Origin of the sequence: Enterobacter sp. AC1, from assembly GCF_050434705.1 — a bacterium.
Classification (GTDB): domain Bacteria; phylum Pseudomonadota; class Gammaproteobacteria; order Enterobacterales; family Enterobacteriaceae; genus Enterobacter; species Enterobacter cloacae_L.
In genome coordinates, this window is the sequence record NZ_JBNDIZ010000012.1 from 53276 (window position 1) to 75895 (window position 22620).

Genomic DNA, 22620 nt, shown 5'->3' on the forward strand with positions numbered 1-22620 from the left:
CCAGAAAGCGAATCGAGGATTAAAGAATAAAAAAAGATTGGCTATAACGTAGTGGAATAAACAAGTGAATGAGTGGCCTGATGCCCTCACCCACGGGAGAGGGAGCAAACATAAAAAAACGGTAACCCAGGGGTTACCGTTTTGCATTTACGCTGGATGCCGATCAATACAGTTTTTTCGCGCAGTCCAGCCAGTCACCTTTAAACGGACGCTTCATGTTTTCAATGGCGTCGATGATGTCATGGTGAACCAGTTTTTCGTTTTGAATACCGACGCAGCGGCCACCGTGGCCCTGCAGCAGCAGATCGATAGCGTACGCGCCCATACGGGATGCCAGGATACGGTCATAAGGGCCAGGGGAACCGCCACGCTGGATGTGACCCAGAACGGTTGCGCGGGTTTCGCGCTTGGTTTCCGCTTCGATGTACTTCGCCAGTTCGTCAACGTCACAGATGTGCTCGGTGATAGCCACGATCGCGTGTTTTTTACCTTTCGCGATGCCCGCTTTGATTTCAGCCACCAGATCTTCACGGCTAAATTCGACTTCTGGCACGACGATAAACTCACAGCCGCCCGCAATGGCTGCCGCCAGAGTCAGGTCGCCACAGTAACGGCCCATCACTTCTACGATGGAGATACGCTGGTGAGAAGACGAGGTGTCACGCAGACGGTCAATCGCTTCAACAACGGTACCCAGCGCAGTGAAGAAGCCGATCGTGTAGTCAGTGCCTTTGATGTCGTTGTCGATAGTGCCTGGCAGGCCGATGCACGGGAAGCCCATTTCGGTCAGACGTTTTGCGCCCATATAGGAGCCGTCACCACCGATAACCACCAGAGCATCCAGGCCGCGTTTTTTCATGTTTTCGATAGCCACTTCACGCACGTGTTCATCACGGAATTCCGGGAAGCGCGCAGAACCGAGGAAAGTACCGCCACGGTTGATCATGTCAGACACGCTGTAGCGGTCAAGCTGAACCATACGATCTTCATACAGGCCCAGATAACCGTCATAAACGCCAAAAACTTCCAGGCCTTCCGTCAGCGCTGCACGGACAACACCACGAATTGCCGCGTTCATGCCCGGCGCATCACCGCCGCTTGTCAACACACCGATTTTCTTAATCATGACTACCTCTGAACTTAGGAATGCAAAATTGAAATCTGTTGCCGGAAGAAATTTATCGACCAACGAATACTGCAAATAGTATATCAATCCCTTCCAGCTGAATTGATTCAGGTCAGACCAAATGGCGGTAATTTATACACAAAATGCTGGCCTGGCTCACTTTTTTACAACGAATTACGAAAGCCCAACATGTCCGGGTACAACCGAGCAGGGATCCTGGTGAATGATGACGTCTGAACCAGGAAAACGCTGCAAAATCGCCTGCTCGACCTGCTCAGCAATAACGTGAGCCTGAACCAGTGGCAGGTTGTCTTCCATTTCAATATGAATCTGAATAAAGCGGGTCGGCCCTGACTGCCGCGTTCGAAGATCGTGTGCACCGCTGACGCCGGGCCAGGAGGTCACGATAGAAAAAATTTCATTGCGTTCCGAGTCAGGGAGGGCGCGGTCAAGCAGTGATTGCACCGCTTCGTACCCCATCCGCAGGGCGCTATATAAAATATAGATACCAATCCCTAACGCAAACAACGCATCGGCCCGATGCCAGCCATACCAGGCCAGACCGAGCGCAATAAGAATAGCCCCATTCATCATAACATCAGATTGATAATGAAGCATATCCGCCCGTACAGCCTGACTTTGCGTTTTGCGAACAACCCAGCGCTGGAACGTTACCAGAACAATTGTGCATATAAGTGCAACGATGGTCACAATCACGCCTACACCGGGATCCTTCATCGGAGTCGGCGAGACGAGATGCTGAATGCCGGTTAAAAACAGGAACAGCGCAGAACCGGAAATGAACATACTTTGCGCCAGCGCGGCCAGCGACTCCGCTTTGCCGTGCCCAAACGTGTGCTCTTCATCTGCCGGCTGCAGCGAGTAACGCACCACCAGCAGGTTGGTCAACGAGGCGGCAATGTCCACCAGCGAGTCCACCAGCGCCGCCAGAATACTGACCGAGCCGGTATACCACCACGCGAAAACCTTGATGACCAGCAAACACGACGCCATTACCGTCGCGGCCATGGCGGCCCGGCTTACCAGTCTTCCATAGGATTGATTCATAAACGCTCCTGTCATGTCATGCCGCTAGTATAACGGAAGCATGAGGAGTCTTAGGATGAATAAACGGTTAACGAATCAGAATGCGGGGCAAAAAAAACCCCCACATCATGTGGGGGAAGACAGGGATGGTGTCTATGGCAAGGAAAACAGGGTTTACTGGTTACTACGGGTACTGCTATTGCTACTGAAAAACGTCGTTTCTGAGCTTCGCTGCATCCGTGCAACCTCGCGCAGCTGGTCCATTCGCTGCTGATGTTTGGTATTCAAAACCGCTTGCTGCTCGGGCGTTAGCAGGTGGAACATCTGGTTGCGGACCTTCGCCATCTCTACCTGGCGAGCAATCTGTTCCTGTGCCATTTTTTCGGCCTGAGCGCGAACCGCGCTTTCGTCAAAATTTTCTGCGGTGACAAGGCGATGCATTGTCTCCATTTCGCTAACATTAACAGGGGGCTGGTCATGTCTTGCCCTCTGCATCAGATCTCGCATCTGTTGACGCTGATGTTCGGTTAAACTTATGCCGTCAAACATATGGCTTTGGCTACTGTGCTGCGTTGTGTCCTCTTTTGAGGAACCGTTATCGCTGATGATAGCTACAGCAGCCTGGCTAAACGCACTGAACGCCAGCGTTGAGGCCATGACGGCAGCGGTAACTTTGCGCATCACTTGCTCCCAAAATCTTTCGTGTCGCGATTCAACGAGAGACAGTCTACGATTCAGGCTGCAAACATGCGTCAGGGGGTGTAAAACAACGTAAAGTCATGGATTAGACAGCCTTGATGTCGTAATTTCTGCCTCGGAGGTATTTAAACAATGAATAAAATCCTGTTAGTTGATGATGACCGAGAGCTCACATCCCTTTTAAAGGAGTTGCTCGACATGGAAGGTTTCAACGTCCTGGTTGCCCATGATGGCGAGCAGGCGCTGAGTCTCCTTGACGACAGCATCGATTTACTTTTGCTCGACGTGATGATGCCAAAGAAGAACGGTATCGATACGTTGAAAGAGCTTCGCCAGACACACCAGACTCCCGTTATCATGCTGACCGCACGCGGCAGCGAACTTGATCGCGTACTCGGCCTTGAGCTGGGCGCGGATGACTATTTACCCAAGCCATTTAACGACCGTGAACTGGTTGCCCGTATTCGCGCTATCCTGCGACGTTCCCACTGGAGCGAGCAGCAGCAGAATACCGACAACAGCTCACCCACCCTTGAAGTCGATTCCCTGAGCCTGAACCCGGGCCGCCAGGAAGCGAGCTTCGATGGCCAGACGCTGGAACTCACCGGCACGGAGTTCACCCTGCTTTATTTGCTGGCGCAGCATCTCGGCCAGGTGGTATCGCGTGAACATTTAAGTCAGGAAGTGCTGGGCAAACGCCTCACCCCGTTTGACCGCGCCATCGACATGCACATCTCTAACCTGCGCCGTAAGCTGCCGGAGCGTAAGGACGGTCACCCATGGTTTAAAACCCTGCGTGGTCGCGGTTATCTGATGGTTTCCGCTTCATGATAGGAAGCTTAACCGCCCGCATCTTCGCCATCTTCTGGCTGACGCTGGCACTGGTTTTAATGCTCGTACTGATGTTGCCAAAACTCGACTCACGCCAGATGACGGAGCTTCTCGACAGCGAGCAACGTCAGGGCGTGATGATCGAGCAGCACGTGGAAGCCGAGCTGGCAAACGATCCGCCGAACGATTTGATGTGGTGGCGCAGGCTGTTTCGCGCTATCGACAAATGGGCGCCGCCCGGGCAGCGTCTTTTGCTGGTCACCAGCGAAGGCCGCGTGATTGGGGCCGATCGCAACGAGATGCAGATCATCCGCAACTTCATTGGCCAGGCGGATAACGCCGATCACCCCCAGAAGAAGAAATATGGCCGCGTAGAGATGGTGGGGCCTTTCTCCGTCAGGGACGGGGAGGATAATTATCAGCTCTACCTGATCCGCCCGGCGAGCAACTCCCAGTCCGATTTTATTAACCTGCTGTTTGACCGTCCGCTTCTGCTGCTGATTGTTACCATGCTGGTCAGCTCGCCGCTGCTGTTATGGCTGGCGTGGAGCCTGGCAAAACCGGCACGTAAGCTGAAAAATGCCGCCGATGAGGTGGCTCAGGGCAACCTGCGACAGCATCCTGAACTGGAAGCCGGACCGCAGGAGTTCCTTGCCGCCGGGACCAGTTTTAACCAGATGGTGAGCGCGCTCGATCGCATGATGACGGCACAGCAGCGCCTGCTGTCGGATATCTCGCACGAACTGCGCACCCCGCTCACGCGCCTGCAGCTTGGCACCGCGCTGCTGCGTCGCCGCAGCGGTGAGAGCAAGGAGCTGGAGCGTATTGAAACGGAAGCTCACCGCCTGGACAGTATGATCAACGACCTGCTCGTCATGTCGCGCAACCAGCAGAAAAACGCGCTGGTCAGCGAAACGGTCAAAGCCAATCATCTGTGGCATGAAGTGCTGGATAACGCGGCGTTCGAAGCGGAACAGATGGGCAAATCGTTCACCGTCAACTTCCCGCCGGGGCCATGGCCGCTGTACGGTAACCCCAACACGCTGGAAAGCGCGCTGGAGAATATCGTGCGTAACGCCCTGCGCTACTCGCATACGAAGATTGAGGTGGCGTTCTCGGTGGATAAAGACGGGATTACGGTGATTGTCGATGACGACGGTCCTGGCGTGAGCCCGGAAGATCGCGAGCAGATTTTCCGTCCGTTCTACCGCACCGACGAGGCGCGCGACCGCGAGTCTGGCGGTACGGGACTGGGTCTGGCGATTGTTGAAACCGCCATGCAGCAGCACCGCGGCTGGGTCAAAGCCGACGACAGCCCGCTGGGCGGATTGCGGTTAACGCTGTGGCTGCCGCTGTATAAGCGTTCGTAATCCCCTCATCCTAACCCTCTCCCCATAGGGGAGAGGGGACGGCTCGGTGCGGTCTTTTCACCCTCGCCCCTTTGGGGAGAGGCCGGGGTGAGGGGCAATTATTTCCCCCACAATCTCCGCGAATTATCCTCAATCTTGCCGCTTAAGCGCCGCTTCTGCATCGTTCTCGTCCAGCTGGTGGATAAACCTGGCGCCGCCAGCAGGCGGTGATACTGCTCGTCGTCGAACGGCATATGCCAGGCAATCGCGCAGGCCTCATACACGGAGACATCGCTCAGGCGCGACGCCAGCACCAGCGGTGCATCCGCTGATACCTGCCCTGCCAGCACCACGCGGTACAGCCAGCCTGTTTTACCCGCGCTTTGCAGCTGGGCTGACATATCCTGGATGCCGAAATGGAAGTTGAGCTTGAAGCACGGCGAGCGCGGCTGCGTCACCTGAATCAGGGCATCGCCCCAGCGGTAGATATCGCCAATAAACACGTTCTTTTCGGTCAGCCCTTCGGTGGAGAGGTTCTCGCCAAACGCGGGGGCGACGAAGAGATCCGCCAGCTCGGGGAACTCGGTTTTCCAGTGCTGATAGTGTTCGCGCGGATAGTGGCACAGCGCGCGCTCCGGCCCGCCGTGGATTTTCTTTTCGGCCTGCTCGTCGCCCGCAAGCCCGAGGTCGGTTAGCGTCAGCTCACCGTCGACCTGAATTTTGGCGATGGCGCTCGGGCGGCTGCCGTCGTATTCCCTTACCTTGCCTGTAAATACATTCACCGGATAATGCATCGCTGCTCCTTTCTGCAGATACAAAAAAAGCGAGTCATCAGACTCGCTTCTCGCAGGCGTCAATGCAACCTTATTTTTTAGCGGCGAAACGCGCTGCTGCTTCGTCCCAGTTGACCACGTCCCAGAAGGCTTTGATGTAGTCCGGGCGACGGTTCTGGAATTTCAGGTAGTAAGCGTGTTCCCACACGTCCAGACCCAGGATTGGGAAACCGGATGCGCCAGAGATCGCTTCACCCATCAGCGGGGAGTCCTGGTTAGCGGTAGAAACCACCGCCAGTTTGTCACCTTTCAGTACCAGCCACGCCCAGCCAGAGCCGAAACGGGTTGCAGCGGCTTTTTCGAATTCCGCTTTGAAGTTGTCTACGGAACCGAAGTCGCGCTCGATAGCCGCTTTCAGGTCACCCTGCAGGGTGGTACCGGTTTTCAGGCCTTTCCAGAACAGGCTGTGGTTAGCGTGACCGCCAGCGTTGTTGCGCAGAACGGTTTTCTTGTCCGCTGGCAGCTGGTCCAGTTTGGTGATCAGCTCTTCAGCAGACAGGTTAGCGAACTCTGGCAGGCTTTCCAGCGCGGCGTTCGCGTTGTTCACATAGGTCTGGTGGTGTTTAGTGTGATGGATTTCCATCGTCTGCTTGTCGAAATGCGGTTCCAGTGCGTCGTAGGCATACGGCAGGGATGGCAGTGTATAACTCATAATCCTCTCCATTATTGTCGGGCGGCACAGCTGTTAATGCCGCGTAAGCAGTTGGTTCATTATAGTTAATTAAATGATATTGAAAATGATTATCAATGCCGTAGTTTTTATAAGGTTATTCAGGTTTTGCCTAAACACAAAATTGTGAGTCTGCTCACCCGGTTAACGTGCTGATTGCCATCCAGAACAAAAGTGCGGCAACCTTCTGAAGGTTCCTGAACCGCCTAATTTTTACACTCATCAAGTCGGAGGGACGCCACCGACTATAAAAACGATGAGGACGTAAAAATGAATCATGCGATTACGATGGGTATCTTCTGGCATTTAATAGGCGCGGCCAGTGCAGCCTGTTTCTATGCCCCGTTCAAAAAGGTGAAAGGGTGGTCGTGGGAAACCATGTGGTCGGTTGGCGGTACCGTGTCCTGGCTGATTTTGCCGTGGACCATTAGCGCCATGCTGCTCCCGGATTTCTGGGGCTACTTCACCTCCTTCAATGCCTCCACCTTGCTGCCGGTGTTTCTGTTCGGTGCGATGTGGGGCATCGGCAACATCAACTACGGCCTGACCATGCGCTACCTCGGGATGTCGATGGGTATCGGCATCGCGATTGGCATTACGCTGATCGTTGGCACGCTGATGACGCCCATTCTTAACGGCAATGTTGACGTATTGCTCAACACCAAAGGCGGGCAGATGACGCTGCTGGGCGTGCTCGTCGCGGTGATCGGCGTGGGTATCGTCACCCGCGCGGGTCAGCTGAAAGAGCGCAAGATGGGCATCAAAGCCGAAGACTTTAATCTGAAGAAAGGGCTGCTGCTGGCAGTGATGTGCGGCATCTTCTCGGCGGGCATGTCGTTCGCCATGAACGCCGCGAAGCCCATGCACGAAGCGGCCGCCGCGCTGGGCGTCGACCCGCTGTACGTGGCACTGCCAAGCTACGTTGTCATCATGGGCGGCGGCGCGCTGGTCAACCTCGGCTTCTGCTTCATTCGTCTGGCAAAAGTGAAGGATTTGTCGGTAAAAGCCGATTTCTCACTGGCAAAATCCTTAATCATCACCAATGTGCTGCTGTCGATGCTGGGCGGCCTCATGTGGTATCTGCAGTTCTTTTTCTACGCCTGGGGCCACGCCAGCATTCCACCGCAGTACGACTACATAAGCTGGATGCTGCACATGAGCTTCTACGTGCTGTGTGGCGGACTGGTTGGGCTGGTACTGAAGGAGTGGAATAACGCCGGGCGTCGTCCGGTGGGCGTTCTAAGCCTGGGCTGCGTGGTGATCATCATTGCCGCGAATATTGTCGGCCTCGGCATGGCGAACTGACTACGCCGCCTTTCGACTGCGATGACGCCACTGAACCGGCGTCATCCCCACCTCGCGGTTAAACACCACCGAAAAGTAATTACTGTCCTCAAATCCGCAGCGCATCGCCACTTCGCTCACCATCAGCTCAGTATGCTGCAACAGGTACTGGGCGTGGCAGATGCGCAGCTGGCGCAGGTAGTGGTTCACCGTCATCCCCGTCTGGGTGCGGAACTGCTGGCGCAGCGCGCGCTCGCTGCACTGCTCCTGTTCGCAGAACTTTTCCAGCACAAAACTTTTGTTCAGGCTGCCCGCAAGCCGGGCGATCAGCTTGTCCAGCAGCGCTTCCTGGACGGTTGCGGAGGGGTTATCGGTAGCGTAACGATGGCGCTTGAGAGTCATCACCAGCTGGGCGAACAGCAGCTCCGCCATCGGGTTTGCCACCGGATCGTGCTTTTGGCTCTCCTGCTCCATCTGGGAGATCGTCTGGCGCACCTGAGCCATGCCGTTGCTGCTTAAGCGCCAGTGGGGTTCGCCTCTGGCATTGAGAAAACCGGGGATATAGGCCGCCCAGTCGACATTCAGTTTGAGCCTGTCCGGGCAGTAGATAACGTTCTGCAACACCAGATCGTTAACCGAGGCGTAAGCGTGTTTGTCTTCGGCGCGGATGTAAAACAGATCGCCACGCGTGATGCGGTAGGGCCGGCCGTTAAGGATGTGTAAGCCGTTGCCGCGCCACACCAGCACCAGCTCGCAAAACTCGTGCGTATGCTCGGCAAAGACATTTTGCGGATAGCGGTCGGCCACCGCGACGGCCTGGCTCGCGGAGGCAAAAAAGTCATCTTTGCGAAGAATTAACTGAGCGGCCACACCACAACCTCTACGGTGAATAACCGGACATTATTAGCCTTTTTACGGCAATAAAACGGTGATTGCCTTCGCGTTACTGGAGCGAAGCATCCTTCCCCTGACGGATATCGCGCGGCGACCAGCTAAACTCGCGGCGAAAAAGAGTCGAAAAGTGATTACTGTCGCCGAAACCGCAGCGATAGGCGATATCCGTGACGCTTTCGTCGGTGTGACGTAAAAGGTGACGCGCTTTGATCAGGCGCAGGCGGTTGAGGTAGCGCTGAGGGGTGAGCCCCGTGTACTGCTTCAGCTGACGATGGAGCGTGCGTAACGACAGCGAAAAATCATCCGCCAGCGCTTCCCAGCATACGTCATCAGCGAAATGGTCCTCCAGCCAGGCCAACAGCTGGTTCAGCCGCGCGTCGTTATTTGCCAGCCCTTCCACCAGGCTGCTGCGACGCAGCAGAACCAGCAGCTGCATAAACAGCAGCTCGCGGGTGGCAATGGCATGGGTCTCCTGCCCGTCCTCGCTCTGCTCCATTTGATTCACCAGCTGGCGCACCTGCTGCAACGTGGACTGATTCACCCGCCAGTGAGACGGGTAGTGTCCATCCTGCTCCTGGGGCAGTAGCTTGTGCAACCCCGACAGAAACTGGAACGCGTCCGGCGAACGATAGAGTACGTTGGTCAGGCACAGGTTATCGGTATGTTCATACAAATGCCTGTCGTGGTCACGCACGAAGCACACCATACCGCCGCTGATGGTGTACGGCTGGCCGTTGAAGACATGAATGCCCGTCCCATGCTCGACAATCACAATTTCATGAAAATCATGATGATGTTCAGGAAACGCAGCCTGCGGGAGCCGCGGCTCAATCGCAACCGGAGACGTTCCCGACGGGAAAAAATCGACGCTGTGCAGTACGGTCATAACGGCTCCCACCAATGAGAAAAGTTCTCAAAATAGTAATTAAGGCCTTCCGCACTCACCTTAAATTTTTGACGGCAAACGTCGCAAAAGCTGTCCGTTTTTCAAGAAACAGACGAAAAAAACGGGAAATGCGGTCAGCGTCACATTGCCCTAACACCCCACCATGACTGGAAATTGTGAACTCCCTCACGTTCATCTTTGCTTTCTTGCCAGCGCGAGATTCGTGCTGTCAGTGATGAGAAGGTGGTCTTTTCTTCCCTTTTTTACACTCAGCACCAATGACTTAAGAAGGGACCTGACCATGACTTTTCGCCATTGTGTGGCTGTCGATTTAGGCGCTTCCAGCGGCCGCGTAATGCTCGCCACCTGGGACTGCAGCGAGCGCACATTTACGCTTCGCGAAATGCACCGTTTCGCCAATTGCCTGCAAAAACAGGACGGTTTTGATACCTGGGATATTGATGCCCTGGAAGCGGAGATCCGCACCGGGCTGAACAACGTCTGCAATAACGGCATACGCATCGACAGCATCGGTATTGATACCTGGGGCGTGGACTACGTTCTGCTCGACAGCCACGGTGAACGAATTGGCCTGCCCGTCTCGTATCGCGACAGCCGCACCGATGGGCTGATGGCGCACGCCATCACACAGCTTGGCAAGGACAACATCTATGGCCGCAGCGGCATACAGTTTCTGCCGTTTAACACGCTGTATCAGCTGCGTGCGCTGGTTAAGCAGCAGCCGGAGCTGGTCAAAAAGGTGGCGCATGCCCTGCTTATCCCGGACTACTTAAGCTATAGGTTGACCGGCAACATGAACTGGGAATACACCAACGCCACCACCACGCAGCTGGTCAACATCAACACCGATAGCTGGGATGAACACCTGCTGGCCTGGACGGGCGCCTCGCCTTCCTGGTTCGGCGCGCCGACCCATCCGGGTAATGTGATCGGTTACTGGATTTGCCCGCAGGGGAATGAAATCCCGGTGGTTGCCGTCGCCAGTCACGATACCGCCAGCGCGGTGATTGCATCCCCGCTGGCCAGTAAAGACGCGGCCTACCTCTCTTCCGGCACCTGGTCGCTGATGGGCTTTGAGAGCAAAACGCCGTACACCAGCGACGCCGCGCTGGCGGCGAACATCACTAACGAAGGCGGTGCCGAAGGACGCTACCGTGTGCTGAAGAACATCATGGGTCTCTGGCTGCTCCAGCGGATACTGAAAGAGCAGCACATTTCCGACCTGCCTGCGCTTATCGCAGAAACCGAAAAGCTGAAGGCCTGTACGTTCCTGATCAACCCGAACGACGACCGCTTTATTAACCCGGTGCATATGAGCGCCGAAATCCAGGCCGCCTGTTTCGAAGCCGGGCAGCCGGTGCCCTCCAGTCCTGCCGAGCTGGCGCGCTGCATTTTTGACAGCCTCGCCCTGCTCTACGCGGATGTCCTGAGCGAGCTGGCGAGCCTTCGCGGCAAACCGTTCAGCCAGCTGCATATCGTGGGCGGCGGCTGCCAGAACCATCTGCTGAACCAGCTCTGCGCCGATGCCTGCGGTATCACCGTGGTGGCGGGTCCGGTGGAGGCCTCGACGCTCGGCAACATCGGTATTCAGCTAATGACCCTGGACGAACTTGCAGACGTCGACGAATTCCGTTCGGTGGTCACCGCGAATACCCGCCTGACCACCTTCATCCCTAATCCCTGCCATGAAATTGCCCGCTACCGGGCGCAGTTTCAGCAAAAACGACTGACTAAGGAGCTTTGCGCATGACCACTCAACTTCAACAAGCCTGGGAACTGGCTAAACAGCGTTTCGCCGCCGTCGGCGTAGATGTCGAAGCGGCGCTGCGCCAGCTCGACCGTTTGCCGGTCTCCATGCACTGCTGGCAGGGCGATGACGTCGCCGGTTTCGAGAACCCAGGCGGCTCTCTGACGGGCGGCATTCAGGCGACGGGTAACTACCCGGGCAAAGCGCGCAACGCTACCGAACTGCGTGCCGACCTGGAACTGGTGCTGAGCCTGATTCCGGGGCCAAAACGCCTGAACCTGCACGCGATCTATCTGGAGTCCGACGAACCGGTGGCGCGTAACGAGATCAAACCGGAACACTTCAAAAACTGGGTGGAATGGGCGAAAGCCAACAAGCTGGGCCTGGACTTTAACCCCTCCTGCTTCTCGCACCCGCTGAGCGCGGACGGTTTTACCCTCGCGCATGCCAACGACGAAATCCGCCAGTTCTGGATCGATCACGTAAAAGCCAGCCGCCGCGTCTCGGCCTGGTTTGGCGAGCAGCTTGGCACGCCGTCGGTAATGAACATCTGGATCCCGGACGGCATGAAGGACATCACCGTCGACCGCCTGGCCCCGCGTCAGCGCCTGCTGGCCGCGCTGGATGAGGCCATCAGCGAAAAACTGGATCCGGCGCACCACATCGACGCGGTGGAGAGCAAGCTGTTCGGCATCGGCGCGGAGAGCTACACCGTCGGCTCAAACGAGTTCTATATGGGTTACGCCACCAGCCGCCAGACCGCGCTGTGCCTGGATGCCGGCCACTTCCATCCGACTGAGGTGATCTCCGACAAAATCTCCGCCGCCATGCTCTTCGTACCGCGTCTGCTGCTGCACGTCAGCCGTCCGGTGCGCTGGGACAGCGACCACGTGGTGCTGCTGGATGACGAAACCCAGGCGATTGCCAGCGAGATCATCCGTCACGACCTCTTTGACCGCGTCCACATTGGCCTCGACTTCTTCGATGCCTCCATTAACCGCATCGCGGCATGGACGATCGGCACCCGCAACATGAAAAAAGCCCTGCTGCGCGCGCTGCTGGAGCCTGTCGCGGCGCTGAAACAGCTGGAAGCAAACGGCGACTACACCGCGCGCCTGGCGCTGCTGGAAGAGCAAAAATCCCTGCCGTGGCAGGCGGTGTGGGAGATGTACTGCCAGCGTCACGACGCGCCGGCAGGCAGCCAGTGGCTGGACAACGTGCGGGCGTATGAGAAAGACGTGTTGAGTAAGCGCGGGTAACTGCCCCCTCACCCCTGCCCTCTCCCCAAAGGGGAGAGGGAGCAAACCATCCCCTCTCCCCTTTGGGGAGAGGGTTAGGGTGAGGGGTTCAACCTCACCGCGATAACTGGAAAAATAACTATGCAGACCATCACCCATTCCTGGTTCGTCCAGGGCATGATCAAAGCCACCTCAGACGCCTGGCTGAAGGGCTGGGACGAGCGCAACGGCGGCAACCTGACGCTGCGCCTGGACGACGCGGATATCGAACCGTTCGCGGCCGATTTCCACCAGAAGCCGCGCTATATCGCGCTGAGCCAGCCGATGCCGCTGCTCGCCAACACGCCGTTTATCGTCACCGGTTCCGGTAAGTTCTTCCGTAACGTCCAGCTCGATCCAGCGGCCAACCTCGGCGTGGTGAAGGTGGACAGCGACGGCGCGGGCTATCACATCCTGTGGGGCCTGACCGACGAGGCGGTGCCCACCTCCGAACTGCCGGCGCACTTCCTCTCCCACTGCGAGCGCATCAAGGCAACTAACGGCAAAGACCGCGTGATTATGCACTGCCACGCCACCAACCTGATCGCCCTGACCTACGTGCTGGAAAACAGCTCCGATTTCATCACCCGCAAGCTATGGGAAGGCAGTACCGAGTGTCTGGTGGTGTTCCCGGACGGCGTAGGCATTCTGCCCTGGATGGTACCGGGTACCGACGAAATCGGCCAGGCAACCGCCCGGGATATGCAAAAACATTCGCTGGTGCTGTGGCCGTTCCACGGCGTGTTCGGCAGCGGCCCTACGCTTGATGAAACCTTCGGCCTGATCGACACCGCCGAGAAATCAGCGGAAGTGCTGGTGAAGGTGTACTCCATGGGCGGCATGAAGCAAACCATTACCCGCGAAGAGCTTATTGCGCTCGGCAAGCGCTTCGGTGTGACCCCGCTACGTTCAGCGCTGGAAATATACGCATAAACCCTCGCTGACCGGACGGTACGGGCGATAGTTAAGGAGAATTATCATGAGCTTTATGTTGGCACTTCCAAAAATCAGCCTGCACGGCGCGGGCGCTATTGGTGACATGGTCAACCTGGTGGCGAACAAACGGTGGGGCAAAGCGTTAATTGTCACCGACGGTCAGCTGGTAAAGCTGGGCCTGCTGGACGGTTTGTTTACCGCGCTGGATGCGCACCAGATGTCATATCAGCTGTTTGACGCGGTCTTTCCCAACCCAACGGAGGCGCTGGTACAGAAGGGTTTCGCGGCATACCGGGAAGCCGCGTGTGATTACCTCATCGCCTTCGGCGGCGGCAGCCCAATTGATACCGCCAAGGCGATTAAAATCCTCACCGCCAACCCCGGCCCGTCAACCGATTATTCCGGCGTCGGCAAGGTGAAAAACGCGGGCGTGCCGCTGGTGGCGATCAACACCACCGCAGGCACGGCGGCGGAGATGACCAGCAACGCGGTGATCATCGACTCCGCGCGTCAGGTGAAAGAGGTGATTATTGACCCGAACATCATCCCGGATATCGCCGTGGACGATGCCAGCGTCATGCTGGATATTCCTGCCTCCGTGACCGCCGCAACCGGTATGGATGCCTTGACCCACGCCATTGAAGCCTACGTGTCCGTTGGCGCGCACCCGCTGACTGATGCCAACGCGCTGGAAGCGATTCGCCTGATCAACCTGTGGCTGCCGGAAGCGGTCAACAACGGTCATCACCTTGAAGCGCGCGAGCAAATGGCGTTTGGTCAGTATCTGGCGGGCATGGCGTTTAACAGCGCGGGCCTTGGCCTTGTGCATGCTTTGGCGCACCAGCCGGGCGCGACGCACAACCTGCCGCACGGCGTGTGCAACGCCATCCTGTTGCCTATCGTCGAAAACTTTAACCGCCCGAACGCGGTCGTCCGCTTCGCCCGCGTAGCGCAGGCGATGGGCGTCGATACTCGCGGCATGAGTGATGACGCCGCCAGCATGTCCGCCATTCAGGCAATTCGCGACCTGAGCGCTCGCGTCGGTATCCCTGTGGGCTTCAGCCAGCTCGGCGTGACCAAAGCCGATATTGAAGGCTGGCTGGATAAAGCCCTCGCCGATCCCTGTGCCCCATGCAATCCGCGCCCCGCCAGCCGTGAGGAAGTTCGCGAGCTCTATCTGGAGGCCCTATGATCCGCAAAGCGTTTGTGATGCAGGTGAACCCGAATGCGCACGAGGAGTACGCGCGGCGCCACAATCCGATTTGGCCAGAGCTGGAAGCGGTGCTGAAAGATCATGGTGCGCACCACTACGCCATTTATCTCGACAAAGCCCGCAACCTGCTGTTTGCAACCGTGGAGATTGAATCGGAGGAGCGCTGGAACGCGGTCGCGAATACCGACGTCTGCCAGCGCTGGTGGAAACACATGCGTGATGTAATGCCGTCGAACCCGGACAATAGCCCGGTGAGTGCCGGGCTGGAAGAGGTGTTTTACCTGGACTGATGTGTTAACGCTGCTGCCCCCGAGGCGGCAGCAATCTCCCGCCTGCCACTCAGCGTAAACGCCGACACCACCGTAATCGCCAGCACGAAGCAGCCCAGCATCAGGTACGTCTCCTGGAAGCCGATCCGGTCATACATATTCCCGGCAAAGGCGGAGAGGAAAATCGCCGCCGACTGTTTGGCAAACTGGAAGCCAATCAGGTAGATGGTGGCCGAAAGCCGCGTATCAAACACGCCCGTAATGTACTTGAATGCGCCCACCAGCAGGAACGGGACCTCCAGCGCGTGCAGCATCTTGAGGGCGATCACCTCCACGGCGGTGGTGGCGAACGACGAGCCGATAATGCGCGTCGCCATAATCACCCCGGCGATCAGCAGGGTGTTTTTCGCGCCGATGCGGTTAATGATCCACGGCGAGCAGAACATGATGATGGCGTTACAGATTTCCCCCGCCGTGGTGGCAAAGCCAAAGGCGCGGGTGCCTTCCTGCGGCGTGGCGAAGAAGGTTTTAAAGAAGGTGGCAAACTGCTGGTCGAAAACGTCATACACGCAGGCCACGCCAATCACGTACAGAATGAACATCCACATTCTGCGCTGGCGGAACAGGTTGAACACGGTTTTGGCAGTGATCTGCGGCTGGTTTGCGCCCAGGGCGTTCATTACCTGCGCCGTCTGGTTGGGCTTCGGCTTCTCAACGACCAGCAGCAGCATCAGCAACAGCGCTGCTCCCGAGCCCATCCAGAAAACGTATGACGGATCGATGCCAAAAAGGATGCCGCCCGTTGAGGCGCACAGCCCCCAGCCGAGACAGCCGAACATGCGCGCCTTGCCGTATTCGAAGAAGCTGTTGCGGCTCACGCGCTCGATGTAGGCCTCAATTGCCCCCGATCCCGCCGAGAAGACAAAGCCGATATACAGCCCGCCGCTCAGCGCGCCCAGCCAGATATTGGTTTTCAGCAGCGGCGCGAAGACGTACAGGAAGAACGGCGCGAACAGGAACAGCAGCACCGCGATGATCCACAGCAGGTGTTTTTTCAGCCCAAGCTTGTCCGAAATCACCCCCAGCACCGGCTGGAAGGCGATGGCCGACAGCGAGATGCAGGAGAAGACAATTCCGGTATGGGTTTTATTCAGGCCGATGATGTCCGACAGCCAGATCGGCAGGAACGGAAAGCAGGTGGCCATAATGAAGAAGTAGAGAAAGAAGAACAGCCCGAAGATCCAGAAGTTAGGGTTGTCTTTGTGGGTACAGGTTGTTGTGTTCATTATTTTTATCCTCAACGGAGGGCCGGCTGCCCGGCCCTTCAACCTTACACGCGTTCGACGCCAATCAAAATGGCGGTCTCCGGGTCCAGAATCGGCAGCGCAATACCCGCCTGACTCAGCCACTCGCCGCTCACCGTTTGCGGCGCTTCCATCCACGAAGGCAGCTTGCGCATGGTGTGTCCACCCTCACCCGTAATCTGGATGTTCGGGTGATCGAGCAGCGTGATGCGGTACTGCGCGCTGGCGTCTAACCCCGGCATGCGCAGCGGCATCATCAGGGTGTAATCCGGCATCGCAAGCTGGCTGACCATAAACAGCCCCTGCGCTTTGTCTTTGCTCACAATCCCCTGTGCCACGGTGGTAGCGTCCGGCATATCAATACGCCACTGGGTACCATGGTGGATCACCTTGCGCCACTGCTTGTGCAGCGCAGCATAGTGCCGATAGCCTTCGCGTTCATCTTCATCGACGGTAAGCGGATCCAGCTCCAGCCCCATATGGCCAAACAGGGCCGTCAGCCCGCGAAACTGGATGCTGTGCTGGCGGAAGGTGGCGTGGCATTTATGATGACCGATATGCGCGCCCATCACCTCCGGCGGGAAGAAGTAGCTCATGCCGCGCTGGATGGTGTTCCGCTCCAGCGCGTCGTTGTTGTCGGACGCCCAGAAGCGGTGGCTGCGGGTCAGCACTTCGTAATCAATACGCCCGCCGCCCGACGAGCAGGATTCAAACTCAATGTGCGGGAAGCGCTCGCCCAGCACGTCCAGCAGGCGGTAAAACTGGCGGGTCTGCGCGTCGGCGGCGGCTTTACCCTTGTGTCCCGGCTGCACCAGCTCGCGGTTCATGTCCCACTTCACGTAGTCGACCGCGTGCTCGCCCAGCAGCCAGCTCATGCGCTCCACGAGGTAGTCAAAGGCTTCCGGGATGTTCAGGTTGAGAACCAGCTGATGACGCCCGGTCGCCCGGGCGTAGCCCGGCAGCGCCAGCACCCAGTCAGGGTGCGCGCGGTACAGCTCGGAATCCGGGTTGATCATCTCCGGCTCAACCCAGATGCCAAACTCCATGCCGAGCCGTTTGACGTGGTCGATCACCGGCGTCAGGCCGTTCGGGTATTTTTTTTCGTCCAGATACCAGTCGCCCAGCGCGGCATGATCGTCGTTGCGGCCTTTGAACCAGCCGTCGTCGATAATGAAGCGTTCCACCCCAAGCGCCGCGGCCTCGTCGGCCATGCGCGTGATGTAGTCCGGGTCGTGATTGAAGTAGATCCCTTCCCAGGTATTGAGGTGCACCGGGCGCGGTTTGTCGTCCGGGAAGCGGATAACGTTGTCGCGCAGGTAGCGGTGGAACTGCTGGCTCATGCCGTTCAGGCCCCGCGTGGAGTAGCTGGCATACAGGCGCGGCGTCCAAAGCGTGCCTCCCTCTTCAACCGCCATCTCTCCCGGCAGGTAGAGCGCTTCGGCCTGCAGGTAGCGACGACCATCGGTTTTCGCTTCCGCGCGCAGGCGATGGTTGCCGCTCCAGCCCAGATGCACGCCCCAGACGTCGCCCTGCATTTCGCTAAACGACGACGTACCGGCAATCAGCGCCGGGAAGTGCTCGTGGGAGGTTTTACCCCGGCGGTTTTCAATCACGAAGCTGTCGTGTTCAAGCCTGACGCGGTGCGGCTGAAATTCTCTGATCCAGCGTCCGTGGAAGGCCATCACCTCCTGCGCGCGCTCGGCCACCGGCAGCGTGACGGCGAAACGGTCCACCTGCCACGGCAGCGCTTTCAGATTGGTCAGGCCGTGACGCACGACCAGCACGCCGCTGGCATCCAGCACCAGCTCGCTGGTCAGGCGCAGCCCCGCAAGCTCATCCTCAGCGGTAACCGTCAGGGTGTTTAATTCCTGCTGCACCTGTGTGGTTTTGAACACCGGGGAACCGTCCAGTCCCTGGCGATGCCCTTCAATGCCCGGCGAGCCAAACAGGCCGTGCCCCAGCTCCGCCATCAGCGTGACCGGGGAGTCTACGTCCAGCCTGCCGTTCGCCACCGGGCGCGCAATGCTCAGCACATCGCGTGGCGAAAAGTGCTGAAGGTGCGGCCCCCAGTAGAGAATTTCGGCGAACGGGTGGGTTTTAACCACCACGTCTACCGTATTGCTTTCGAGTCGAAAAATGGAATCTTGCATCAGACATCTCCTGTCGTCGGGATGTCCTGAGTGTTGATCCGAAACGTTTCGGATACAAACCAAAACGTTTCGGTTCTGTGATCGGGTTTGGAATTTTAGTGGGTTTAGGCCGTTTGGCCCGGAGAGAATTCAGGCTGCCAGAGCACCTGAAGCTGCTCGATATCGTCGCCGTTAATCAGCTGGCGCACCATATCGGCAATCTGTTTTCCGACGCCCTGACGGGTGGACTGAATGACTGACGCTACGTCGATATCGACAATGCTGTCCTGCGGCAGGCCGTCGTAGACAACCAGCGAGACGGCGTTGTCGCCGGATAAGCGCCCCATCTGCGCCAGCGCCATCGCCGCGCCGTCGCCGTGGGTATTGCAGTCGGTAATGATGGCCGTGGGCGGCTGCGGCAGCGCGAGAAGCTCTTTAGTGGTGGCATACCCCACGCGGCGCGACGGCGGCATGGCGCGCAGCCATTCGCTGGAAAGCCCGGCTTCTCGCAGGGCATCGAGAAAGCCCTGACGACGCTGGGTAATAAACGCCTGATTGTTGCTTTCACCCAGCAGCGCGATGCGCTGATGGCCTTTCTCGATCAGCCAGCGGGTAGCCTGATGCGTACCGGCGTAGTTGTCGAAGTCAAACCACGCGTACGGCTGCGGTAGGTGGCTGCGCCCAAGCGCCAGGAAAGGAAAACCGGCGGCCTGAAGCTGCTCAAGACGCGGATCGTGGTCCAGCGTGTGCGCGACGATCAGCGCATCCACGCGGCGGCTCTGCACCATGCGCATGTAGCTGTGCTTATCGGCCAAATCATCATCGGCAATCAGCAGTAAATCGATCTCATGTCGCGCCAGTTCGTGGCTAATTTCGCCGACCATGTCCATAAAAACGCTATTATTGAGCGGAACGGGATGCACGGGGAACACCAGCCCGACGGCATCGATTTTGCCCATCTTGAGGCGGCGGGCGAAGGTGTTAGGTCGGTAGCCACGGCGCTGAGCCTCTGCTTCCACGCGAGCGCGCGTCTCGGCAGAGACGTCGTCATATCCGTTGAGGGCGCGGCTGACGGTGGTGACTGACAGCCCCAGTTCTTTGGCAATGGCTTTAAGCGACATGAGTTTCCGTACCTCTGTTAGTTCTGTTCCGCCACCAGCAGCGCGTGCGTATCCGGCTCCAGCGCCTTAAAGATATGCGGCAGGTCGGCGGGATAACAGATGTAATCCCCCGGCCCCAACTCTTCCGCCGCGTCTATCAGGCCTACCAGCGCTTTACCCTGCGTCACAATGATGTGCTCGACTGACCCCGGGGGATGTGGCTGGGATATACGGTCTGCGCCCGGCTGGGTGAGCAGCAGATAGATGTCGCGCCGCGCGCCCGGCGGACACGCCGCCAGCAAAACAGCTTCGTAGTTCGCCTGCCCCGCAACGACCTTCGTTCCCTCTCCACGGCGGATGACCTGTGTTGTCGTCTGCTGTGGTTCCAGCAGGCGGGCGAAAGGAATATCCAGCGCCACGCAAAGCGACCACAGCGTCTCCAGGCTCGGGTTACCGTTACCGGACTCCAGTTGGGAAAGCGTGGATTTGGCGATCCCGGCACGGCGGGCAATTTCCGCCAGTGAAAGTCCGGTTCGCAGGCGTTCTCGCACCAGACTTTTGGCGATCACGCTGATTGGCTGCGTCATATAACGGCCTCTTGTTCTATAAATCGAACGAATCGTTCATCTTGAAAAACAGTTCTGTTGCGTTCATTATAATGGATATTCGTTCGATATGGCTAAAATTGTATGAAGCATCATCTCTCCTGCCTGAAAGGCGACACCATAAAAGCAATCATCCTGGTTTGCCTCGCGGTCGGCGTGGTTGGGATGTCCTACGGCTCCCTGGCGATGGCCTACGGTTTTCCGGTCTGGGTACCGTTTGTACTTTCCATTACCGTGCTTGCGGGCGCGTCCGAATTTATGTTCATCGGCATTGTGGCGAGCGGCGGTAACCCGCTGGCGGCAGCGGCGGCGGGGTTGCTGGTCAACGCGCGCCATGTGCCGTTCGGCGTAACGGTGCGTGAACTGGTGGGCAAACGGGGCCTGAGCCTGTTGGGTTGTCACATCATGAACGACGAAAGCGTGGTCTTTGGCCTGTCGCAAAAAACGCCCGAACAGCGGAAGGCGGCGTACTGGTTATGCGGTTTAGGCGTGGCGATTATCTGGCCGCTGGGGACCCTGCTGGGTGCCATGGTCGGCAAATTGCTGCCGGATCCGGAAACCATTGGCCTGGATGCTGTGTTCCCGGCCATATTGCTGGCGTTAGTGGTGCCCGCGTTTAAAAACCGCACCACGCTAATCCGCGCCTGCAGCGGTGCCGTATTGTCGCTGGCCGCCGTGCCGTTTGCCCCGGTAGGATTACCGGTGCTGCTCTCTTTACTGGGTCTCGCTGCGAGGAAAAAATAATGGAAAACATGACGGTCTTTATTCTCGGCATCGCGATCCTGTCTGCGGGAACGTATTTGATGCGCCTCGGCGGGGCAAAACTGGGCAGCAGGCTGGCATTGTCAGAGCGTTCACAGGCGCTGCTGTCAGATGCGGCAACGGTATTGCTGTTTTCGGTGGCGCTGGCGACCACGTTTTATGAAGGGGAACACTTCGCCGGGATGGCGCGGGTGCTGGGTGTGGCGTTTGCGGTGTTTTTGGCCTGGCGGAAGATGCCGTTAATTGTGGTGATCGTTGCGGCGGCGGTAGTGACGGCGCTGCTGCGTCTGGCGGGCATAAACTAAAAAAGCGCCCCGGGGGCGCTCTTTCGACGGTGTGACTCGCTTATTTAGTCAGTTCAGCGGTCATGTGTACGCGGTTACCTGAGAACGCCTGGGTAATTTTGTACGATGACGCACCCGCTTCCTGAGCCTGGGCCGCGATTTTCGCTTCTGCACCGTCAATGGTGGATGCGGTTGCGGTCACGGTCTGCGCAGCGAAAGAACCGAAAGAAGTAGCCAGAGCGATTACAGCGACAAAAGTTTTGATGCTTTTCATGATTTAAACCCTTTCATTAAGTTGTTTAGGTAAGGCGCCGTGCCTTGATGAGATAAATACTAGACCTCATCGTGAACAACTAAAAGCGGAAGGATTTGCTATTATCATTCAAAATTACTGATTAACTATTAATCGCTGCGGATGGGTATAAATTGTCGCCCTTCCCGGCTTGCAGAAGCCCACCAGCGTCAGGTTGCAGCGCTCCGCCACCTCCACCGCCAGCGTGGTTGCCGCCGACACGGCAAACAGGATCTCTACCCCGCACATCGCCGATTTTTGCACCATCTCATAGCTGGCCCGGCTGGAAACGAGTGCCGCACCCTGCTGCCAGACCTCACTTTCACGCGCACGACGACCGAGCAGCTTATCGAGCGCCACGTGGCGGCCAACGTCCTCATGTCCCCCGGCGATATCGCCCGACGGCAACACCCACGCTGCCGCGTGCGTGCAGCCGCTCAGTTGGCCGATGGGCTGTACGTCGTTGAGGTGCTCAAGCGCATGGTTGAGGTGCGCCAGATTGAAGGTCTGAGTAAACGGCAGAGGTACAAGAGGCTTACCAATATCGTTGAGCTGCTCAACGCCGCAGACGCCGCAGCCGGTGCGTCCGGCCAGCGCCCGGCGGCGCGCTTTTAATCCCATAAAGCGGCGGCTGGAGAGTTCGATTTGCACTTCAAGGCCGTTGCATGCCTGCACCACGTCCATGCCGTAGATCTCCTGTGGCTGCTCGATGATGCCTTCCGAAAGGGAGAACCCTATCGCGAACAGTTCAAGATCTTTCGGCGAAGCCATCATCACCACATGCGAGATGCCGTTGTAAACGAGCGCAACGGGTACTTCTTCCGCCAGATAATCGGGCGTGGCATGGGTAATGTGGGGCGGTCTGTGTACAGACAGTTCCACAATGCCGACAGGCAGGGGTGACGGATGGGGAGCACGGTTTTGTTTAGACACAGCGGTATTCCTGAACAACCACGGAAGCGAGCCTGCTATTGCAGCACAAACCACAGGCGTTACGCATAGTATGGATCAACTTTTCGACAACCATTCTCCTACTCATTTAGAAGGGGTGCAACCTGACGC

Annotated in this window: 23 protein-coding genes; 10 read left to right on the forward strand and 13 right to left on the reverse strand. The window is 57.7% G+C overall.

Translation table 11 applies throughout. The features are described from left to right. Positions 1-163: 163 nt before the first annotated feature. The 3 genes from pfkA to cpxP form a co-directional block, all read right to left on the reverse strand. The gene (pfkA, locus tag M2433_RS22590; protein ID WP_023309696.1) at positions 164-1126 is read right to left on the reverse strand and encodes a 6-phosphofructokinase; all 963 of its coding nucleotides are present in this window, start codon (positions 1124-1126) and stop codon (positions 164-166) included. 174 nt (positions 1127-1300) lie between these two features. Next, on the reverse strand, positions 1301-2194 hold the full coding sequence (fieF, locus tag M2433_RS22595; RefSeq protein ID WP_429057786.1) for a CDF family cation-efflux transporter FieF: 894 nt from the start codon (positions 2192-2194) through the stop codon (positions 1301-1303). A gap of 153 nt (positions 2195-2347) precedes the next feature. Continuing rightward, positions 2348-2854: a cell-envelope stress modulator CpxP gene (gene cpxP / locus M2433_RS22600; protein ID WP_059311790.1), complete on the reverse strand. Its 507-nt coding sequence runs from the start codon at positions 2852-2854 to the stop codon at positions 2348-2350. Between the two features lie 150 nt (positions 2855-3004). Between cpxP and cpxR the strand changes: the two genes are divergently transcribed. Continuing rightward, entirely contained in the window at positions 3005-3703 is a 699-nt protein-coding gene (gene cpxR, locus M2433_RS22605; RefSeq protein ID WP_006179159.1) for an envelope stress response regulator transcription factor CpxR, read from the forward strand. Next, the gene (gene cpxA / locus M2433_RS22610; protein ID WP_023309731.1) at positions 3700-5073 is read left to right on the forward strand and encodes an envelope stress sensor histidine kinase CpxA; all 1374 of its coding nucleotides are present in this window, start codon (positions 3700-3702) and stop codon (positions 5071-5073) included. The genes cpxR and cpxA overlap by 4 nt, the downstream gene beginning before the upstream one ends. Before the next feature lie 98 nt (positions 5074-5171). Here the strand turns inward: cpxA and yiiM are convergent, their stop codons facing one another. Continuing rightward, positions 5172-5909, reverse strand: a complete 738-nt coding sequence (gene yiiM, locus M2433_RS22615) for a 6-hydroxyaminopurine reductase (protein ID WP_429057789.1) — start codon at positions 5907-5909, stop codon at positions 5172-5174. Between the two features lie 7 nt (positions 5910-5916). Continuing rightward, the gene (sodA, locus tag M2433_RS22620; protein ID WP_004203668.1) at positions 5917-6537 is read right to left on the reverse strand and encodes a superoxide dismutase [Mn]; all 621 of its coding nucleotides are present in this window, start codon (positions 6535-6537) and stop codon (positions 5917-5919) included. A 288-nt stretch (positions 6538-6825) separates the two neighbouring features. On the opposite strand from sodA, the gene rhaT reads away from it, so the two are divergent. Beyond that, a complete protein-coding gene (gene rhaT, locus M2433_RS22625; protein WP_057072168.1) occupies positions 6826-7860 on the forward strand; it encodes an L-rhamnose/proton symporter RhaT in 1035 nt (344 codons plus the stop codon). Here rhaT and rhaR read toward each other — a convergent pair whose 3' ends face one another. Together rhaR and rhaS are read right to left on the reverse strand one after the other, a co-directional pair. Continuing rightward, positions 7861-8709 (reverse strand): HTH-type transcriptional activator RhaR, encoded by an 849-nt coding sequence (gene rhaR / locus M2433_RS22630; RefSeq protein WP_429057791.1) that lies wholly within the window; start codon positions 8707-8709, stop codon positions 7861-7863. 73 nt (positions 8710-8782) lie between these two features. Beyond that, the gene (gene rhaS / locus M2433_RS22635; protein ID WP_429057792.1) at positions 8783-9619 is read right to left on the reverse strand and encodes an HTH-type transcriptional activator RhaS; all 837 of its coding nucleotides are present in this window, start codon (positions 9617-9619) and stop codon (positions 8783-8785) included. A 301-nt stretch (positions 9620-9920) separates the two neighbouring features. Here rhaS and rhaB point away from each other — a divergent pair, with 301 nt between their 5' ends. The 5 genes from rhaB (at position 9921) to rhaM (ending at position 15103) form a co-directional block, all read left to right on the forward strand. Then, positions 9921-11390 carry a rhamnulokinase gene (gene rhaB, locus M2433_RS22640; RefSeq protein WP_059311785.1) on the forward strand — a complete coding sequence of 490 codons (1470 nt, stop codon included), beginning with the start codon at positions 9921-9923 and terminating at the stop codon, positions 11388-11390. Then, entirely contained in the window at positions 11387-12646 is a 1260-nt protein-coding gene (gene rhaA, locus M2433_RS22645; protein ID WP_429057793.1) for an L-rhamnose isomerase, read from the forward strand. Before rhaB ends, rhaA begins: the two co-directional genes overlap by 4 nt. Before the next feature lie 120 nt (positions 12647-12766). Further along, the gene (rhaD, locus tag M2433_RS22650) at positions 12767-13597 is read left to right on the forward strand and encodes a rhamnulose-1-phosphate aldolase (protein ID WP_429057795.1); all 831 of its coding nucleotides are present in this window, start codon (positions 12767-12769) and stop codon (positions 13595-13597) included. 46 nt (positions 13598-13643) lie between these two features. Beyond that, positions 13644-14792 carry a lactaldehyde reductase gene (gene fucO / locus M2433_RS22655; RefSeq protein ID WP_429057797.1) on the forward strand — a complete coding sequence of 383 codons (1149 nt, stop codon included), beginning with the start codon at positions 13644-13646 and terminating at the stop codon, positions 14790-14792. Next, complete coding sequence (rhaM, locus tag M2433_RS22660; RefSeq protein ID WP_429057798.1) at positions 14789-15103, forward strand: L-rhamnose mutarotase; 315 nt, start codon at positions 14789-14791, stop codon at positions 15101-15103. The genes fucO and rhaM overlap by 4 nt, the downstream gene beginning before the upstream one ends. Here rhaM and M2433_RS22665 read toward each other — a convergent pair. From M2433_RS22665 to M2433_RS22680, 4 genes are all read right to left on the reverse strand, one after another. Beyond that, a complete protein-coding gene (locus M2433_RS22665; protein ID WP_429057800.1) occupies positions 15091-16368 on the reverse strand; it encodes an MFS transporter in 1278 nt (425 codons plus the stop codon). The two genes, rhaM and M2433_RS22665, sit on opposite strands and share 13 nt — an antisense overlap. A gap of 44 nt (positions 16369-16412) precedes the next feature. Further along, positions 16413-18536, reverse strand: coding sequence for an alpha-galactosidase (locus M2433_RS22670; RefSeq protein WP_429057801.1), 2124 nt, complete (start codon positions 18534-18536; stop codon positions 16413-16415). A 104-nt stretch (positions 18537-18640) separates the two neighbouring features. After that, the gene (locus tag M2433_RS22675) at positions 18641-19636 is read right to left on the reverse strand and encodes a LacI family DNA-binding transcriptional regulator (RefSeq protein WP_059311778.1); all 996 of its coding nucleotides are present in this window, start codon (positions 19634-19636) and stop codon (positions 18641-18643) included. A 17-nt stretch (positions 19637-19653) separates the two neighbouring features. Further along, a complete protein-coding gene (locus tag M2433_RS22680) occupies positions 19654-20202 on the reverse strand; it encodes a helix-turn-helix domain-containing protein (RefSeq protein ID WP_429057802.1) in 549 nt (182 codons plus the stop codon). A 102-nt stretch (positions 20203-20304) separates the two neighbouring features. Here M2433_RS22680 and M2433_RS22685 point away from each other — a divergent pair, with 102 nt between their 5' ends. Next, positions 20305-20964, forward strand: a complete 660-nt coding sequence (locus tag M2433_RS22685) for an AzlC family ABC transporter permease (RefSeq protein WP_429057803.1) — start codon at positions 20305-20307, stop codon at positions 20962-20964. Continuing rightward, positions 20964-21287, forward strand: a complete 324-nt coding sequence (locus tag M2433_RS22690) for an AzlD domain-containing protein (protein WP_059311776.1) — start codon at positions 20964-20966, stop codon at positions 21285-21287. Before M2433_RS22685 ends, M2433_RS22690 begins: the two co-directional genes overlap by 1 nt. Positions 21288-21327: 40 nt before the next feature. Here the strand turns inward: M2433_RS22690 and M2433_RS22695 are convergent, their stop codons facing one another. Beyond that, positions 21328-21540, reverse strand: coding sequence for a DUF1471 domain-containing protein (locus M2433_RS22695; RefSeq protein WP_023309747.1), 213 nt, complete (start codon positions 21538-21540; stop codon positions 21328-21330). Between the two features lie 114 nt (positions 21541-21654). After that, positions 21655-22491, reverse strand: coding sequence for a formate dehydrogenase accessory sulfurtransferase FdhD (gene fdhD / locus M2433_RS22700; protein ID WP_063431197.1), 837 nt, complete (start codon positions 22489-22491; stop codon positions 21655-21657). Positions 22492-22620 lie beyond the last annotated feature (129 nt).